Source organism: Variovorax sp. DAIF25 (genome assembly GCF_050711835.1).
Classification (GTDB): Bacteria; Pseudomonadota; Gammaproteobacteria; order Burkholderiales; family Burkholderiaceae_C; genus Variovorax.
On the sequence record NZ_CP136637.1, the window covers coordinates 977,806 to 994,915 of the forward strand.

19 protein-coding genes are annotated in these 17,110 nt (G+C 69.0%); 4 read left to right on the top strand and 15 right to left on the bottom strand.

Features of this window, described 5'->3' with window-relative positions:
• Positions 1-6: 6 nt before the first annotated feature.
• The 3 genes from R0232_RS38715 to R0232_RS38725 all read right to left on the bottom strand — a co-directional run bounded on the left by R0232_RS38715 (position 7) and on the right by R0232_RS38725 (position 2,171).
• Positions 7-570, bottom strand: coding sequence for a hypothetical protein (locus R0232_RS38715; protein ID WP_431514457.1), 564 nt, complete (start codon positions 568-570; stop codon positions 7-9).
• An 81-nt stretch (positions 571-651) separates the two neighbouring features.
• Positions 652-1,692 carry a hypothetical protein gene (locus tag R0232_RS38720; RefSeq protein WP_431514458.1) on the bottom strand — a complete coding sequence of 347 codons (1,041 nt, stop codon included), beginning with the start codon at positions 1,690-1,692 and terminating at the stop codon, positions 652-654.
• 59 nt (positions 1,693-1,751) lie between these two features.
• Positions 1,752-2,171, bottom strand: a complete 420-nt coding sequence (locus R0232_RS38725) for a hypothetical protein (protein WP_208510659.1) — start codon at positions 2,169-2,171, stop codon at positions 1,752-1,754.
• 342 nt (positions 2,172-2,513) lie between these two features.
• Between R0232_RS38725 and R0232_RS38730 the strand changes: the two genes are divergently transcribed.
• The gene (locus R0232_RS38730; protein WP_398494995.1) at positions 2,514-3,590 is read left to right on the top strand and encodes a hypothetical protein; all 1,077 of its coding nucleotides are present in this window, start codon (positions 2,514-2,516) and stop codon (positions 3,588-3,590) included.
• 92 nt (positions 3,591-3,682) lie between these two features.
• Here R0232_RS38730 and R0232_RS38735 read toward each other — a convergent pair whose 3' ends face one another.
• The 11 genes from R0232_RS38735 to R0232_RS38785 are packed head-to-tail and all read right to left on the bottom strand — an operon-like array spanning position 3,683 to position 12,293.
• Entirely contained in the window at positions 3,683-4,468 is a 786-nt protein-coding gene (locus R0232_RS38735; RefSeq protein WP_431514459.1) for an SDR family NAD(P)-dependent oxidoreductase, read from the bottom strand.
• Positions 4,465-5,715, bottom strand: coding sequence for a cytochrome P450 (locus R0232_RS38740; RefSeq protein ID WP_093346910.1), 1,251 nt, complete (start codon positions 5,713-5,715; stop codon positions 4,465-4,467). Before R0232_RS38740 ends, R0232_RS38735 begins: the two co-directional genes overlap by 4 nt.
• A gap of 41 nt (positions 5,716-5,756) precedes the next feature.
• Positions 5,757-6,521 carry an SDR family NAD(P)-dependent oxidoreductase gene (locus tag R0232_RS38745; RefSeq protein WP_431514460.1) on the bottom strand — a complete coding sequence of 255 codons (765 nt, stop codon included), beginning with the start codon at positions 6,519-6,521 and terminating at the stop codon, positions 5,757-5,759.
• Between the two features lie 17 nt (positions 6,522-6,538).
• Positions 6,539-7,327: an SDR family NAD(P)-dependent oxidoreductase gene (locus R0232_RS38750; protein WP_431514461.1), complete on the bottom strand. Its 789-nt coding sequence runs from the start codon at positions 7,325-7,327 to the stop codon at positions 6,539-6,541.
• Positions 7,324-7,791 (bottom strand): DUF3237 domain-containing protein, encoded by a 468-nt coding sequence (locus R0232_RS38755; protein WP_431514462.1) that lies wholly within the window; start codon positions 7,789-7,791, stop codon positions 7,324-7,326. The genes R0232_RS38750 and R0232_RS38755 overlap by 4 nt, the downstream gene beginning before the upstream one ends.
• A 13-nt stretch (positions 7,792-7,804) precedes the next feature.
• The gene (locus tag R0232_RS38760; RefSeq protein ID WP_296786239.1) at positions 7,805-8,461 is read right to left on the bottom strand and encodes a VOC family protein; all 657 of its coding nucleotides are present in this window, start codon (positions 8,459-8,461) and stop codon (positions 7,805-7,807) included.
• A 29-nt stretch (positions 8,462-8,490) separates the two neighbouring features.
• Positions 8,491-8,814, bottom strand: a complete 324-nt coding sequence (locus R0232_RS38765; RefSeq protein ID WP_208510666.1) for a 2Fe-2S iron-sulfur cluster-binding protein — start codon at positions 8,812-8,814, stop codon at positions 8,491-8,493.
• Positions 8,815-8,845: 31 nt separating this feature from the next.
• Positions 8,846-9,883 carry a branched-chain amino acid ABC transporter permease gene (locus R0232_RS38770; protein WP_431514463.1) on the bottom strand — a complete coding sequence of 346 codons (1,038 nt, stop codon included), beginning with the start codon at positions 9,881-9,883 and terminating at the stop codon, positions 8,846-8,848.
• A 2-nt stretch (positions 9,884-9,885) separates the two neighbouring features.
• Positions 9,886-10,758: a branched-chain amino acid ABC transporter permease gene (locus R0232_RS38775; RefSeq protein WP_057597314.1), complete on the bottom strand. Its 873-nt coding sequence runs from the start codon at positions 10,756-10,758 to the stop codon at positions 9,886-9,888.
• Positions 10,759-10,773: 15 nt separating this feature from the next.
• Positions 10,774-11,487 carry an ABC transporter ATP-binding protein gene (locus R0232_RS38780; protein ID WP_093346890.1) on the bottom strand — a complete coding sequence of 238 codons (714 nt, stop codon included), beginning with the start codon at positions 11,485-11,487 and terminating at the stop codon, positions 10,774-10,776.
• Positions 11,487-12,293 (bottom strand): ABC transporter ATP-binding protein, encoded by an 807-nt coding sequence (locus R0232_RS38785; protein WP_431514464.1) that lies wholly within the window; start codon positions 12,291-12,293, stop codon positions 11,487-11,489. The genes R0232_RS38780 and R0232_RS38785 overlap by 1 nt, the downstream gene beginning before the upstream one ends.
• Before the next feature lie 167 nt (positions 12,294-12,460).
• Between R0232_RS38785 and R0232_RS38790 the strand changes: the two genes are divergently transcribed.
• The 3 genes from R0232_RS38790 to R0232_RS38800 are packed head-to-tail and all read left to right on the top strand — an operon-like array spanning position 12,461 to position 16,069.
• Positions 12,461-13,291, top strand: coding sequence for an SDR family NAD(P)-dependent oxidoreductase (locus tag R0232_RS38790; protein ID WP_431514465.1), 831 nt, complete (start codon positions 12,461-12,463; stop codon positions 13,289-13,291).
• 38 nt (positions 13,292-13,329) lie between these two features.
• Positions 13,330-14,061 (top strand): SDR family NAD(P)-dependent oxidoreductase, encoded by a 732-nt coding sequence (locus tag R0232_RS38795; RefSeq protein ID WP_431514466.1) that lies wholly within the window; start codon positions 13,330-13,332, stop codon positions 14,059-14,061.
• 7 nt (positions 14,062-14,068) lie between these two features.
• Complete coding sequence (locus R0232_RS38800; protein WP_431514467.1) at positions 14,069-16,069, top strand: FAD-dependent oxidoreductase; 2,001 nt, start codon at positions 14,069-14,071, stop codon at positions 16,067-16,069.
• A gap of 20 nt (positions 16,070-16,089) precedes the next feature.
• Here the strand turns inward: R0232_RS38800 and R0232_RS38805 are convergent, their stop codons facing one another.
• Positions 16,090-17,109: a GntR family transcriptional regulator gene (locus tag R0232_RS38805; protein WP_431514468.1), complete on the bottom strand. Its 1,020-nt coding sequence runs from the start codon at positions 17,107-17,109 to the stop codon at positions 16,090-16,092.
• Between the last annotated feature and the right edge of the window lies 1 nt (position 17,110).

Genomic DNA, 17,110 nt, shown 5'->3' on the forward strand with positions numbered 1-17,110 from the left:
CCGTGGTCAACCCACGACCTGGAAGAAAAGGTGGAAGAGCCTGTTCCACGGTGCGGCCCCCTCGCTCCGTCGACCCGACCCGAACCAGGCCGGCGCAAATTGCATGAAGTATTCGGGCGGTTGAACGGCGTATGCAGTTCTCCGCAAGGCGGCGCCGACCCGGATTTCCAACGAGTGCGGCCGCACCGCGTCGAGAGAAGAGAGGTCTTGCAGATCGAGCCCTCCGAAGTGACGCGAACTGAATGTCCCGTCCGATCGCAAGGTCTCGCCCCAGGAAGACATGCCCAAGGCGGCAATGGGGGCCAGATGATGGAAGTAGATCAACAGGCTCGGAAAGCTTCTGTACAACGAACCGTCGAGGCCCTGGTCTCGCACGGCTTGCGCCGGATCGTAGACGTACACCGCGCAGAAATTGCTGTAGCTGCCTTGCTCCGTCCGAATCGCGAGATCGGGCAACGCCTCGAAAGCGGCCGAAAAGGCCTTGACCGCTTCATGGCAGCGAACTTCATCGAGTGGCGTGCAGCGCGCATCCCCATCGGCGATTTTTCTAAGCGTTTGCTCGTCGAACACTCATGAACCTCCATCGGATGCATGGATCCGCTGTTGCGTCTCGAGGGTTTTCTCGAAAATGCGAACCCAAAGAGCAGTTGCTCAAGCGGATGCCGGAAACCCGCCCTTTTCCAAAGCCCCCGGCACTTCCGCCCACGGCGGTCCCGCGATCCCCCAGTCCATCCTGTCCCTGTATTCCCGCGCGCCGAAGAACTGATCCTCTATCTTCAGCACTCCCTTTTCCTCCATGTATCGCATGAGCGGCCAGTGGCAGAACACGGGGCTGTAGAAATGAAAGGGGTCCTCCTGCTGAAGAAGGCGGTCCAATTCCGCGAACAGCTTGCGCTTGAGACAGGCCGTACCGAGGTCGGCTTCCATCCCGAAAAACTGCGCATTCGGATACTGGGCCCGCCAGCGCGCGACGGCCGGGACGAAATCATCGTCGGGCAGGCCATGAAGGCGGAGCCACATCGGTACCTTGATACCCCTGAGCCACAGCAGCGAGCCCGGCTGCGCCCATTGCTCGACCTGGTCGATGAGGGAATCGATGCGTTCGATCGGCACCGCGCAGTCGATGCGATGCAAGGCCAGCAACGCGGCCTGCACCTTTTGCGATTCGGCGCACCATTCGTTCTCCAGACCGGTGTAGACGATGCCGTCCATACCGTGCGAGAAGGCGTGAATCCCTCCCGAAAGCGCCTTCGCCCCTTTGCGCTCGAAGGCGGTCTGGGCGACCTCGAAGTCCTGCGCTATCACCTTGAGCAGCACGGAGTGGAAGGACCTGAGATAGCCCATGCCCACGGCCTCGACGGTTCCGACGGCGATTCTTCGCCCCTGCAGCGCGTACTGCGCGTGGATCTCGGCCTCAGCGTGCAGGCAGTTGTTGTACGGCAGGTAGGAGCGAATGCCGGACTGCGGGACCGGCGTCGCATTCTTGCGGAACATGTGGACCAGGAGCGCGGCAGGCACGTCCGGCTCGATCCATTGCACAGCGTGCTCGATGAGCGCACCGTCCTTTTCGGCCAACGCGCGCTCGATGAATTCGTCGCGCAAGCCCGCGTCGAGCAGTTCCCGCATGCCCCGCTTGCGCACGGAAAATCTCTTGGATTCCAGGCGTTCGCGCGTCTTCTCGAGGGTTGTCATCTTCCGGTGATCGTTCGTGCTGCGAGAGAAAAGCGCGATCCTCGCACAGCGCCCGCCGCTCAGATCCCCAGTTGCGTCAACGCCCAGGCCACCATCGCCAATTGCACCACGTTGATCAGCATGCCCGCGATGTGCAGCCGGCGGAACTCGAGGATCGATGCATCGGCCTCGGGAATCGAGCCGCGCAGCGCGTCCATGCGCGGAATGATGAACCAGCCGCGCAGGGCGAAGGCCAGCGCGCCGATGAGTGCCGCACCCAAGGCGAAGACGAACTTGCCCGACCAGACATAGCTGAGCGCCGCGGCGGCGGCCGTGAGGGTCACGGCGACGTAATAGACGTTGAACAGGCCGCGGATGAAGCGCGCATCGAGCGGCGTGTCGTGCTTGAGCACGAGCAGCGGCAGCGAGCCCATCATGAAGAAGCCCATCCAGACCAGCAGGACGACGGTGGCAGCGAGCGCAACGACGATAGGGAGCATCGGGATCCTCCGCGACCTCGCGGCGCTTGCCGGGGCCGAGGCGGACTGTAGCCGTTCACAGGGCCGTTGTGACCGAGATCATCCGAACTTTCAACCGCCGTGCAGCGCCGCCGAGAAGGTGGCGGACTGCAGGGAGAGTCCGCAACGAAGTCGGCTTGGGCGCGGACCGAAGGCACGCGAGGCCATCTGGCGCAATTGCAAGGCCCGCACCGAACATGACCGTCTCGTCAAAATAGAACGTGTCGTGCGCCTCTGCGCCATGACAGTGACATCGATCGGTCATTTTGCGGCAATATGCTGAAACAAATAGAAGCACATCAATCAACCTAGAGGGAGAAGGTCATGAGGGGAACGACATTGGGTTTCGCGCCGCGCGCGCGGGGATTTGCAGCGATTGCGATCATCCTGGCTCTCGCCGGATGCGGCGGCGGTGGAGGGGGCGGCGGCGGGATTCCCTTCATACCGCCATCGGCGTCGGCACCGGTCACGCCGCAGCCGGAGACGACCGTCCCCGAGACACCGGCTCCGGCGACCGAGCCCGAAGCCACCGAACTCAAGTTCACCTACGAAGGGGTGGTTCCAGTGGCCCCGACCGGCGCCGCGGATTTCCTCGCTCCCTTCAATGCGCAAGGCGCCAAGGGCCTGCGTTATTTCGGCAGCGCGTTCCAGAGCCCCACGGATCAACTGGCTATCTACGTGAAAGATAGCGACACCACATACACCTACGAGCTGCAGCCCGATCCGGCCACGCTCGACGAATTCCGAACTCAGCTTGCCAATCGCGGCGCGGCTGGCTTCCAATGGATCGGCTCCTACTCCGAGCGTACAGGTTCGGGCATGTACGTCACGTGGCATATCTACCGCAAGGACGCCAGCGCAGCGACCACATTCGCTTATCGCGTGGTCCAGTACCAGCCCTACGCGATGGACAAGATCATTGCGGAGGCAAACATCCAGGGCGCCGACGGCTACTACGCCTCCAACATGTCCAGCACCGCTGCGAATCGCCTGGTGGGCATTTACGAAAAGGATCTGAAGAGCAGTTCCACCTATGCCTACGAAGCGGTGGAATTGCCCGATCTCAAGAACAACACGTTCCTGACGGCGGCCAACGAACGCGGCGCGCGTGGATTCAGGCTCACGGATGCCAGCTTCTCGGGCCCCAACGGACCGCAATTCGTCTTCGTGAAAGACACCACCCAGAATTCCAGCTTCTCCTATTACGGGCTGTCCATCCAGGAGAAACCTGCGAAGCTGCTCGAGCAAGTCAACGCTGAAGGCGCAAAGGGTGGAGCGCCTCTACGTTCATCGTTCGTGCACTTCTATAGTTCGGACGTACCCGGATTCAGCTATTTCTTCAGTGCCAAGAAGTGCAAGGGTCCATTGTGCAAGCCAGCTCAGAATCGGGTCAGCTTTTGAGCCGCATGGAAGACCGTTGACCTGATTCATCAAATAGCGCACACGCTCGGCAAGGCCGGCCTGCAATCCAGCGGCCGGCCCTGTCCCCGGTCTCAGGCAGTCATCCCCCCATCCACGTTGTAAACCCCACCCGTCACGAAGCTCGCCTGGGGCCCCAGCAGCCAGAACACCAGGTTCGCCACCTCCTGCGCGCTCGCCGCGCGCTTGAGCGGCTGATTCAGGAAGTGCTGCTTCAGCGCCGCCTCGGCCTGCGCCTCGGTGCGGCCGTCGACGAGGAAGGTGCTGCGCAACAGCGGCGTGTCGATCGGTCCCGGGCAGATGGCATTGATGCGGATGCCGAGCGGCGCGAACTCGAGCGCCGCCTGCTGCGTCATGCGGATCACCGCGGCCTTCGAGGCGCCGTAGACGCCGAGCCCGGCCTCGGCGCGACTGCTGCGCTGGCCCGACACCGAGGCGGTGTTGACCATGGTGCCGCCGCCCTGGTCGCGCATCGCGCGCGCCACGGCCTGCATGCCGAGCAGCACGCCGCGCACGTTGACCGCGAAGATGCGCTCGAAGTCCTCCATGCGGAACTCGAGCAGCGAGGACTGCGGGCCGACGATGGCGGCGTTGTTGTGGAACAGGTCGATGCGGCCGAACTTGCGCAGTGCGGCATCGACATAGCGCCGCACGTCGGCCTCCTGCGCGACGTCGGCCGCGACGCCGATCGCATCGCGCGCATCGAGTCCCTCGAGCGCGCGCTGCAGTGCCGCCTCGTCGCGGTCGACGATGGCGACGCGCGCGCCGGCCTCGAGCAATTGGCGCGCGAGCGCAAGCCCCACGCCGCTGGCACCGCCGGTGACCACGGCCACCTGGCCTTCGAACACGGGGGCGCTCATTGCAGCGTGACCTCCAGCGCGCTCGGCGCGCGAAACACGAAGGTATGCAGATGCGTCGCGCGATCGGGCTCGACCAGCCGCATGCGCGGGAAGCGCTTGGCGAACTCCTCGAACACGATCTTCATCTCGAGCCGCGCGAGCGGCGCGCCCAGGCAGAAGTGCACGCCGTTGCCGAAGGTGAGCTGCTTGCGCGCGTTGGCGCGGCGGATGTCGAAGCGCTGCGGGTTCTCGAACACCTCCTCGTCGCGGTTGGCCGAGGCGAAGGACAGCACGATGGGCGCGCCCTTCGGGATCGTCACGCCACGGAACTCCACGTCCTCCAGGGCGATGCGGCGCCAGCCGATCACGGCGCCCGCATAGCGCATGCCCTCCTCCACCGTGTTGGCCGCGAGCGAGGGATCGGCGCACAGCGCTTCCCACTGCTCGCGGTTCTCGAGCAGGCTGCGGAAGGTGTTGGTGAGCTGGTTGGTGGTGGTCTCGTGGCCCGCGAAGGCAACGCCGAAGGTGTGGGTGATGATCTCGGGAATGGTCATCACGGCGTCGTCGCCATTGCGGATCGCGAGCATGCGGCTGGTGAAGTCGTCCTGCGGATGCTTCTCGCGCTCGCGGACCATCTCCGTGCAGTACTGCCAGAACGCCACCATGTTGCGCGCGCCCTCCAGCTGCTCGGCATGGGTGGCGGGGCTGAAGTCGATCACGCTGCGCGCGCCGGCCCAGTGCTTGACGCTCGGGATGTCCGAATCGGGAATGCCCAGCACCTTGAACACCACCTGCGCCGGCAGCTCGTAGTTGACCTCGCGCAGCAGGTCGACGGCATCCTTGCCCTCGACGCGGTCGATGGCCTCGTTCACGAGCCGGCGGATGTGGCCATCGAGCTTGACGAACTCGCGCAGGTTCAGCACCTGGCCGGTCACGCCGCGGATGCGCTTGTGCACGGCGCCGTCGAGGCTCGAGTGGCTGCCGGTCTGCGCATAGCCACCCTCCTTGAGGATCGCCTGCGCATCGGGATGCATCGGCGTCACGGGCCGCGTGGTGTTCTGCGACGAGAAGCGTGCGCCGTCGTGCAGCACGCTGTAGACGTCGGCATGCCTGGTGAGCACCCAGTAGCCGATCTCCTCGCACCAGAACACGGGCTCGTCGCGCCGCTGGGTCTCGAAGGCCGCATGCAGCTCGGGGCTGAAGTAAGGCTTGAAGTCGGCGGACGGCGAAGTCCCCGCATGAAAGGGGCAACCGGCAATGGCATTCATCGGGAAGTCTCCTGGCGTGGGTGGTCTTGGAAGAGGAAGCGTCAGCGCATCGACATGCCGCCGTTGACGTCGATCGTGGCGCCCGTCACGAAGCCGGCACCGGGCGACACGAGGTAGGACACCGCGGCCGCGATCTCCTCGGGCGTGCCGATGCGGCCCAGCGGCACGGCCGCGGTGCCGAGGTACTTCTGGCCGCGCTGCGCCTCGGGCACGGTCTGCTGCAGCATCGGCGTGTCGATCGGTCCCGGCGCCACGGTGTTGACGGTGATGCCCAGCGCGGCGGCCTCGCGCGCCACCACCTTCGACAGCGCGAGCACCGCGCCCTTCGAGGCGCTGTAGGCCGCGCCGCTCTGCATGCCTCCCACCTGCCCCGCGAGCGAGGCGACGGTGACGATGCGGCCATGCTCGATGGCCTGGCCGTCGCAGCGGCGCAGCATCTCGCGCAAGCAGAGGAAGGTGCCGAGCGCGTTCACGCGCAGCACGGTGTCCCACTCCTGCAGCGTGATGTCGATGGTGGGCAAGCGCCCCGGCGCGGGCTGCGCGCTGAGGATGCCCGCGAAGCAGGCCAGCACGGCCACGCTGCCGAGCCGCTCCTGCACCGTGTCGAAGGCGGCGCGCACGCTGTCCTCGTCGGCCACGTTGCAGCCCAGGCCGATATGGCCTTGGCCCGGCAGGGCAGCGGCGGCACGCTCGGCGGCCTCTACATGCAGGTCGGCCACGGCGACGGTCAGGCCGTCCTCGGCCAGCCGCCGCGCGCTGGCCAGCCCCAGCCCGCCAGCGGCGCCGGTGATGAGTGCGATGCGCATGAAAAGACTCCTGGAATTCAGCGGTCCGGATGGGCCTCGGCCCAGCACTGCACCAGCGGTTCGCTGATGTAGGCGCTCGTGGTCTGGCCCCCGTCGACGGCCAGCACCTGGCCCGTGACGTAGCCCGCGTCGTCGCTGCAGAGGAAGGCGGCCGCGCCGGCCACCTCCTCGGGCAGGCCGGGCCGGCCCATCGGCGTGGTGCCGACGATGGTGGCCTGGAAGCGCGCGGTGTGGAGGCGCGCCGCGGTCTGCGGCGTGGCGATGATGCCGGGCGCGATCGCGTTGACGCGGATGCCCTGGTCGGCATAGTCGGCCGCGAGGTTGCGCGTGAGGCCGATCACGCCGGCCTTGGCCATCGAGTACACGGCCTGCCGGCGGTAGCCCACCAGCCCCAGCGTGGACGCGATGTTGAGCACCACGCCGCGCGCCGCGATCAGCGCCGGAAAGGCCGCGCGCGTGACCATGAAGGTGGCCTTCTGGTTGATGTCGGCAAACCTGCGGTAGTCGTCGTCGGTGGTCTCGTGGAACGGCGGGCAGTTGCCCAGTCCCGCGTTGTTGACCAGCACGCGCAGGTCGCCGAAGCGCTCCATGCATTCGTCGACGATGGCCTGCGGCGCGCCATCGGCCGTGACGTCGGCGGCGAAGACCTGCAGCTGCTCGTCGCGCGGCAGTTGCGCGAGTCCCTCGGCGTTGATGTCGACCGCGAGCACGCGCGCGCCCTCGGCATGCAGCCGCAGCGCGATGGCGCGGCCGATGCCCGACGCCGCGGCGGTCACGATGGCGGCCCGGCCCTCGAAGCGTTTCATGCGACTTCCCACACGTCGTACACGGGGCCGTCGCTCTCGCGCGTGCCGGTGCCGACTGCGATGCGGTCGTTGAGCCATTCGAGCCCCGACGCCGCGGTCTCGAACTGCACCGCGACGCGGAAGTAATCCTCGCCGCGCGCGATGGCTTCACGGTTCACGATCTTGCGCATGATCTCGGGCGTGGGCCCGTTGCGGCGTCCGCTGTAGGTCATGTAGACCAGCCCGCCGCCCTCGGCCTCGAGCACCAGCCGCACGTCGAGGTGCAGGCCGCCGTCGGGCCGCTCGAGCACCACGTCGGCGCCGCCGGGCAGCACCCGGCCGCGCAGCCGCTCGCCTTCGAAGCGGCCGCCGCTCACGCACATCACGCGCCGCGTGTAGCCGTGCGGCACGGCGCCCACGAGCTGGGCCGGTGCCGTGACCTCGGCCTTGATCGTGAACAGCGGTCGCAGTTCGATCGGTGTCATGCCGGCGCGCCGCTCACTCGCCGGCCTTCTCGCCGTGGCCCGTGCCGTAGCGCTTGCGCACGTCCTGGATCAGCTCCAACAGCGCCTTGGGCACGTCGCGGCCCTCGGCCTTGGCCTGGCGCTTGCAGTCCTCCCACAGCTTGAGGTCGGCATAGCCCTTGTCGGTGTGGCGGTTCCATTCCTTGTCCAGCGGCGTGGTGATCTCCAGGCGCACGCCGGCCGGGTCGTGGAAATAGATCGACAGGATCAGGCCCTTGTGGTCGGTCGGCCCGATCACCTCCACGCCCTGCGAGGTCAGCCACTCGTACCACTTCGTCACCTCGGCGCGGTCCTTCGCCTGCAGCGCGATGTGGTTGAAGATGTCGTAGGCCGGATGGCTGGACTTCGAGGGCGCGGGCACGCCCGGCGCCTCGAAGAAGGCCAGCGTGGAGCCGTCGCCCATGCGGAAGAAGATGTGGAAGTAGGGAATCGCGTCGCCGGTCGAGGGCACGCTGTCGTCGAGCACCGTGCTCGCGAGCTCCATGCCCATGATGCGGGTGTAGAAGTCGGTGGTGGCCGCCGCGTCGGGCGTGACCCAGGCCGCATGGTTCAGCATCATCGGCGTGAGGCCGGGATTGGGGGTCAGCGCCGCCTTGGGCTTGGTGCTGTTGTCGGTTGCGGTGGCTTGCATGAAGCGTTTCTCCGTGTTGATGTCGGCTCTTACAGTTGAGGGTCGGCGATGCGCACGGCGATGCCGTCGAGCGCTTCGCTCATGACGATCTGGCACGACAGCCGGCTGCCCGCTTCGCGCGGCGCGGCCGTGTAGTCGAGCATCTGGTTCTCGGTGTCGACCGCGGGCGGCAGCCTGTCGATGAAGGCCGCGTCGACGATCACGTGGCAGGTGGCGCAGCTCATGACGCCGCCGCAGTCGCCGACGATGCCTTGCAGGTCGTGGCTGGTGGCGGCCAGCATCAGGCTCTGGCCTTCAGCGACCTCGAGCTCGGTGCGCTCGCCGTTGGAATGGATGTAGATGGCGCGGGGCATGGAAGGACTTTCTCTCAGGCGGTCGTTCGCGTCAGTCCCCTCGACGGGGACGTTGGACCTCGCCGCCACGCAGGCGCCGCAGCACGCTGCGCACCAGCCCCACGAAGCCCTGCGGCATCAGGAACATGCACAGGATCAGGAAGCCCGCGAAGATCGCCGAGGGCGCCGACTTCGAGATCTGGTCGGCGATGTTCGGTATGAACTGGATGAAGGCCGCGCCCACCAGCGCGCCCGAGATGGTGCCGAGCCCGCCCACCACCACGCCCACGAGGAAGAACACCGACACGAACATGCCGAAGCTGTCGGGCGCCACGAAGGCGGTGGCGATGGCGCCGAGCGAGCCGGCCACGCCGGTGTAGAGCGCGCTGATGCCGAAAGTCATGGCCTTCACGTGCGGCACGTTGACGCCCATCGCGGCCGCGGCGGTCGGCTGCTCGCGGATGGCGATGGTGGCGCGGCCCAGCCGGCCGCGCAGCATGTTCCAGGCGCAGACGAACATCAGCGCCGCGATCGCCAGCACCACGAGGTAGAGCCATTGGTCGGCCGACAGCTGCAGACCGAAGGGCGCCTCGGGCTTCATGAGCACGATGCCTTGCACACCCCCGGTCCATGGCTCGAGCGCCTTGTGCTTGAGCAGCTGCGGCGTGGCCAGCGCGAGCGCGAAGGTGGCGAGCGCGAGGTAGTGGCCCTTGAGCCGCAGCGCCGGCCAGCCGAACAGGAAGCCGAAGCCGAAGCACACCGCGGCCGACACCGGCAGGGTGGCCCACCAGGCGAAGCCGCCGTGCTCCATCAGCACCGCGGTGACATAGGCACCGAGCGCATACAGCGCGCCATGGCCCAGCGAGAGCTGGCCGTTGTAGCCCACGAGCATGTTGAGGCCGAGCACGCCGATGGCGGTGATCAGCGTCATGGTGACGAGGAAGAGGCGGTAGTCCGACAGCGCGAAGGGCAGCGCGAGCGCCGCGACGGCCAGCAGCGCGAAGGCGGCGATGCGCCAGGGCGAACGCGCGGGCGCGGCATCGGCGGCCAGGGCCGGTGCTTGCTCGGGAATGAAGGGCAGAGCCGACATCGTCAGACCCTCGCCACCAGCTTGCGGCCGAACAGGCCCGAGGGCCGCACCAGCAGCACGGCCACGATCAGCACCAGGGCCAGCGTCAGCTTGAGCTCGGTGCCCACGAGGTAGGTGCCCGCGAGGTTCTCGACCACGCCCACGATCAGCCCGCCGGCCACCGCGCCCCAGGGGTTGTCGATGCCGCCGAGCAGCGCCGCCGCGAAGGCGTAGATCAGCACGCCGCCCATCATGTTGGGCTCGAGGAAGACCACGGGCGCCACCATCAGCCCGGCCACCGCGCCGATCAGCGCCGACAGGCCCCAGCCCAGCGAGAGCATCAGCGACACCGGGATGCCCGCGAGCCGCGAGGACACCGGGTTCTCGGCCGAGGCGCGCATCGCGAGCCCGACCTTGGTGAAGCGCAGGAAGGCATAGAGCAGCGCCATCACCAGCAGCACCACCGCCACCGTGCCGAGCTCGTGGCCCGAGATCAGCGTGCTGCCGCCGGGCAGCTTGTCGGGGAACGGACTCGGGAACGGCTCGAGCTGGTGGCCGAAGATCCAGCCGGCCAGCGAGTTGATGCCGACGAACAGGCCGATGAAGACCACGATCACCGACAGCTCGGGCACATCGCCCAGCGGCCGCAGCACCAGCCGCTCGATGGCGAAGCCGGCCACGAAGCCGAAGGCCAGCGTGGCGAGCGCGGCGGCCCAGTACGGCAGGCCCCACTTCAGCAGCAGGAAGGCGATGAAGGTGGAGAACATCGCCATCTCGCCCTGCGCGAAATTGATGTGGTGGGTGGACTGGTAGATCATCACCAGTGCCAGGCCGAGGCAGGCGTAGATGCCGCCCATGGCGATGCCGGAGGCGATCTGTTGCAGCAGGCTGTACATGGGGTGGGGTCCTGGTCAGAAGCCGAGATAGGAGCGGCGGATCTGCGCGTCGTCGCGCAGCTGTTTCGCGGTGCCCGAGATGACGGTGCGGCCGGTCTCGAGCAGCCAGGCGTGGTCGGCGATCTCGAGCGCGCGCGCCACGTTCTGCTCGACCAGCAGGATGCCCACGCCCTCCTCGCGATTGACCACGCGCATGATCTCGAAGATCTCGCGGATCACCAGCGGCGCGAGGCCGAACGAGGGCTCGTCCATCAGCAGCAGGCGCGGGCGCTGCATCAGCGCGCGGCTGATCGCCAGCATCTGCTGCTCGCCACCCGAGAGCGTGCCGGCCTGCTGCCCGCGCCGCTCGCGCAGCCGCGGGAAGTAGCCGAACATGCGCGCCATGTCCTGCTCGACCTCGGCCTTGCCGCGGCGCAGGTAGGCGCCCACGCGCAGGTTCTCCTCCACCGTCATGTTGACCAGCGTGCCGCGGCCGTCGGGCACGTGCGCGATGCCCAGCGCGGCGGTCTTCTCGGTGCTGTGGCCATCGATGCGCTGGCCCGCGAGGCGGATCTCGCCGGTGCGCCGCACCAGCCCGCTCAGCGCGCGCAGCGTCGTCGTCTTGCCCGCGCCGTTGGCGCCGAGGATGGTGGTGATGCCGCCCTCGGCGACCTCGAAGTCGATGCCCTCGAGCACGCGCGTGGGGCCGTAGAAGGCCTCGAGGTTCTTCACCTCCAGCAGCGCGGCCATCAGGCGGTCTCCGTGCCGAGGTAGGCGCGCACCACTTCCGGGTCGGCCTGCACCTGCGCGGGCGGGCCGTCGGCGATCTTGCGGCCGAAGTTCATCGCCACCACCTGGTCGGACACCCGCATCACCAGGTTCAGGTGATGCTCGACCAGCAGCACGGTCACGTGGAAGCGCTCGCGCACGTCGAGGATCAGCTGGCGCAGCCCGTCGACCTCCTCGTGGTTGAGGCCGGCCGCGGGTTCGTCGAGCAGCAGCAGCTTGGGATCGGCCACCAGCGCGCGCGCCATCTCCACGCGCTTGCGGGTGCCGAACGAGAGGTTCTTCACCGGCGTCTCGGCCAGCGCCGAGAGGTCGAGCAAGGCCAGCAGCCGCTCGGTGCGCTCGCGCACCTCGGCCTCCTCGCGCCGCACCGAAGGCAGGCGGAAGGCATTGGCGAGGTAGCTGGTGCCGGTGCGGCAATGGCGGCCCACCATCACGTTCTCGCGCACCGTCATCGCGGGGAACAGCGCCACGTTCTGGAAGGTGCGGCCGATGCCCGCCGCCGCGATCGCATGCTGCGGCTGCGCGAGCAGGTCGACGCCGTCGAACACGATAGCTCCCGAAGCCGGCGTGTAGATGCGGCTCAGGCAGTTGAACAGCGTGGTCTTGCCGGCCCCGTTGGGACCGATCAGTCCGCAGATCTGGCCGCGGCGCACCTCGAAGGAGATGCCGTCGAGCGCCACGATGCCGCCGAAGCGCACGCCGAGGCCGCTGACGCGCAGCAGCACGTCGTCGGCGGCGGCGATGGTGGAGACGGAGGGGGTTGTCATGGCGGGCAGTATTCGCCGCGCATCGCGGGCCCGTCAGTCCCCTGCCCGTGGTACAGGCCGCGCTGTCCCTTGCCACGGGGACAGACGCCGCGCGACGCGGCTGCCACATTCGCCGCACTCCCCTCTTCCCACTCCTCATTCACTCATTCCCTCGTGGAGGCACAGCCATGGACTACGGACTGCAGGACCGCGTGATCCTCGTCACCGGTGGCGGCAGCGGCATCGGTCGCGCGATCGGCATCGAGGCCGCGCGCGGAGGCGCGCGCATCGCCGTCGTCGACGCGGTGGCCGAGCGCGCAACGAGCGTGGCGGCCGAGCTGCGCGAACTCGGCGCGCAGGCCGTCGCGCAGACGCTCGACGTGCGCGATGCCGCCGCCTGCGAAGCCGCGGTGGCGCGCATCGAGCGGCAGCTCGGCGCCATCGACGGCATGGTGGCCTGCGCCGGCATCTCTCCGCCGGCGCCCGCCCACACCATGCCCGACGAGCTCTGGACCCGCTGCCTCGACGTCAACCTCACGGGCATGTTCCGCTCGCTGCAGCCCGTGGGCCGGCGCATGCTCGAGCGCCGGCGCGGCGCGATCGTCACCGTGGCCTCGATCGACGGCCTCGGCGGCCATGCGGGCCGCGCGCACTACAGCGCCTCGAAGCACGGCGTGATCGGCCTCACGCGCGCGCTCGCCATCGAGTGGGGCCGCTTCGGCGTGCGCGTCAATGCGCTCGCACCGGGCGTGGTCGACACGCCGCTGGTGCAGGCCAACATCCCGCCCGACCATCTGCAGTACGCAATGGTCGACCGCAACCCGCTGGGCCGCCTGTGCCGGGCCGAGGAACAGGCCGGCCCCGCGCTGTTCCTGCTGTCCGATGCCGCGAGCTACGTCACGGGCTCGGTGATGACCGTCGACGGCGGCAGCGCCGCGGGCTTCTTCACGCGCTGGAACGGCGCCGACCTCGGCTCGCGCGCGCTGCTCGAGGCAGGCGCCTACGGCGCGCCCGAATGAATCGAACTCTTTGCACACTCCCTGAAGGACGACCACCCATGAAGAACCTCTTCGACCTGCGCGGCGAGCGCATCCTGATCACCGGCGCCGGTGGCGCCATCGGCGGCGCCACCGCGCGCGTGTGCGCCGCGCTCGGTGCCGAGCTGTTCATCGCCGACCTGAAGGCGCCGACCGAGCTGGCCGACGAACTCAAGGCCCGCGCCGCCGCGCTCGACAACACGAAGCGCGAGGACGTGAACGCACTGCTCGCGGACATCGGCGAGATCGACGCGCTGATCGACACCAGCGGCTACTACGTCAAGGGCGACTGGCTCGATGGTGGCGACGAATGGGAGCAGCTGTTCGAGCGCACCATGGCCGTGAACGTGAAGGGCCCGGTCAACCTGCTGCGCGCCGCGCTGCCCGCGATGATGAAGCGCGGCAGCGGCCGCATCGTGCTGACCAGCTCGATGGCCGCGCGCAACGCGGGCTCGACGCTGGCAGTGGAGCCGGCCTACGCGGCCTCGAAGGGCGGGCTGTCGGCGTTGGTGCGCTACTTCGCGCGCCAGGCCGCGGCCTCGGGCGTGGTCGTCAACGGCGTGGCACCGGGGCCGATCTTCACGCCGCTGCTGGTGTCGGCGAACCAGCCCTTCACCGTCGACCAGTACCCGATGAAGCGCCTGGGCCAGCCCGAGGAGATCGGCTGGCCCGCCGCCTTCCTGGCCTCGCGCGGCGCCAGCTTCACCACCGGCGCAGTGCTCGACGTCAACGGCGGCATGTGCTTCTCCTGAGCCGCGCATGACGACGCAGCCTGCGACGCCGACCACGCTCGACGGCCTGTGGGAGCCGGTGCGCATCGGCCCCGTGCAGGCGCTCAACCGCATCTACCTGCCCGCGCACCAGGTCAGCCTGCCGCCGCTGGCCTATGGCGCCTACCTGGCCGAACGCGCGCGCGGCGGCGTCGGCCTGATCGTCACGCACGGCTTCCATGTGCATCCGGCCAGCGCGCGCGCCGGCGTGTCGCCGTGGGAGCCCGCCTGGGCCGACGCGGTGCGGGCCTTCGTCGCCCCGAGCAAGCGGCTCGGCGTGCCGGTGATCGTGCAGGTCACGCACATGGGCGCCAGCGGCACGCGCCGCACCGACGACATCGCGCACTGGGGCGCCGTGCTCGCGCCTTCGCAGCTGGCCTCGCCGGTGCACCGTGCCATGCCGCAGCCGATGGAGGAGGACGACATCCGCGCGGTGATCGAAGGCTTCGCCGCGACCTGCGCCAACGTGCAGGCCGGTGGCGGCGACGGCGTGGAGATCCACGGCTCGCACGGCTACCTGCTGAGCAACTTCCTCTCGCCGTACTGGAACCGGCGCGACGACCGCTGGGGCGGCGACACCGGGCGCCGCACGCGGCTCGCGCTCGAGATCGGCCGCGCGGTGCGCGCACGCTGCGGCAGCGATTTCGCGATCGGCATCAAGCTGAGCCTCGACGAGTACCTCGGCGAGGCCGGCACCACGCCCGAGGAAACGCTGCGCGTGGTCGCGCTGCTCGAAGCCGAGCGCCTGTTCGACTACGTGTGCCTCTCGCACACCGACTACCACCAGAACCACCGGCTGGTGCCGCCGCAGTCGAGCGGCGAGACCGCGCCGCTGGCCGCCGACGCCGCGCGCGTGCGCGAGGCGCTGCGCGGGCGCATCCCGCTGCTGATCCAGGGCTCGGTGCGCGACATCGCCACGGCCGCACGGATCGTCGCGCACGGGCAGTCCGACATGGTCGGGCTGGTGCGCGCCCAGATCGCCGACCCCGAGATCGTGCGCAAGGCCAGGGAAGGCCGCGCCAACCAGACCCGGCGCTGCGTGGGCGCCAACCAGGGTTGCTGGCGACGGCTCGGGCAGAACGTGAGCTGCACCGTGAACCCCGAGGCGGGCCGCGAGCTGCAGTTCGGTGCGGCGCTGCCGCGTCCCGCCGCCTCGCCGCGCACGCTGCTCGTGATCGGTGGCGGTCCGGGCGGCCTCAAGTTCGCCGACAGCGCGGCCGCGCGCGGCCATCGCGTCACCCTGTGGGAACGCACGGACCGGCTCGGCGGCCAGATCCGCCGCGCCGGCCTGCTGCCCGACTACGTTTCGTGGAACTTCCTGGTCGACGACCTCGAGGCCTCGCTGCGCCGGCGCGGCGTGGAGATCGTGCTGCGCCGCGAGGCCACGGCCGACGCGGTGGCCGCCTTCGGCGCCGACGAGGTCGTGGTGGCCACCGGCGCGCGCTGGCAGCGCGGCGGCCGCTCGATGTTCCGCACCGACCGCGACGCGATCCCGGGCGCGGAACTGCCGCACGTGACGGACGCGCTCTCGGCGCTCGACGACCTGCCCGCCTGCGGACGCCGCGTGCTGATCGTCGACGACAACGGCGACTACCTGCCGCTGGGCCTGGCACGGCTGCTGAGCGCCGCGGGCCGCGAGGTCACGGTGGTCGGCGCCGACGCGCTGCTCGGCCGCAAGCTCGAGCCCACGCTCGACTGGCCCTGGCTGATGCCGCGCGTGGCCGCGGCCGGCGTGGCGCTGCGCGCCTCGACCACCGTCGAGCGCATCGAGCCGGGTCGCGTGGTGCTGCGCAGCACGCTGGGTGGCGCCAGCGAGACGCTGACGGCCGACACGGTCGTGCTGTCGATGCTGCGCGAGAGCGAGGACGGGCTGTACCACCAGTTGAAGGCACGCGGCCTGGCGGTGCGCCGCATCGGCGACTGCGTGGCGCCACGGGAAGTGGACGACGCGGTGCTCGAGGGCTTCAGGGAAGCGCAGGCGATCGGCTGAGGCCGGACCACGGCCCGTGCTCAGGCAATGCGCACGAGGTAAGCCGGCAACGGCGGCTCGGGCAGCACGGCCAGCACCTTGAGCTGCTGCTGCGTACGCTTGCGCGCGGCCTGCAGGTGCGCCGCGAGCGCCTCGGCCGCCTGCGCGTAGCGGCCCTCGCACAGGTGCTCGACGATCTGCCGGTACTCGTCGATCAGCGCGGGATGCACCGGCTGGTGGAACATGCGGCAGAAGGTCTGATGGACGATCAGCGGCATCTGGCATTGCCGCAGGATGCCGAGCATCTTGGTGTTGGGGTGGTGCGCCAGGCAGGTGTCGTGGATCTGGCTCTCGATGCTCAGCAGCTCTTCCGTGTCGACGGCCGCGGGATCGCGCAGCACCTCGCGCAGGCCCGACAGGAACTGCGGATCGAGCTTCGGTGCGCTCTCGAGCAGCGCGGCCGGCGCCAGCAGCAGCCGAATCTCGAAGTCCTGCGCCATGGCGCGCGCCGTCAGCGGGCCGGCGCGCCAGGCCGCATAGGCGCTCTTCTCGACCAGGCCGCGGTCGACCAGCCGGCTCAGCACCTCGCGCAGCGCGCCGCGGTTCACGCTGAAATGCTGCATGGCCTGCGCTTCGTCGATGCGGAAGTGGCCGAACACGATGGCGGCCGAGATCGACTGCTCGAACTCGCTGTAGATGCGCTCGCTCTCGGAAGGGATGTAGATGGTCGCGTCCTGCGCGTCCTGCCCGAGCGAGGCCTCGTCGATCGGCAGCCGCAGCGGCTCCACCTGCTGGCCGCGCGGCGCGACCATGTAGCCGCGGCCCATGAACTTCTGCAGCAGGCCTTCTTCATGGAGCAGGTGGAAGGCCTTGCGCACCGGCACGCGGCTGGTGCCGAACACGTCGGCGACCGGTCCTTCGAGCAGCACCAGCCCGGGCACGATGCGCCGGTCGACGATGGCCTGGCGCAGCCGGTGGCGGATCAGTTCGTAGCGCAGCTTCCGTTCGCCAGCTTCGGTGCTTTCCTCGGCCGACGCGGGGTCGGAGGCTGGCGGACTCATG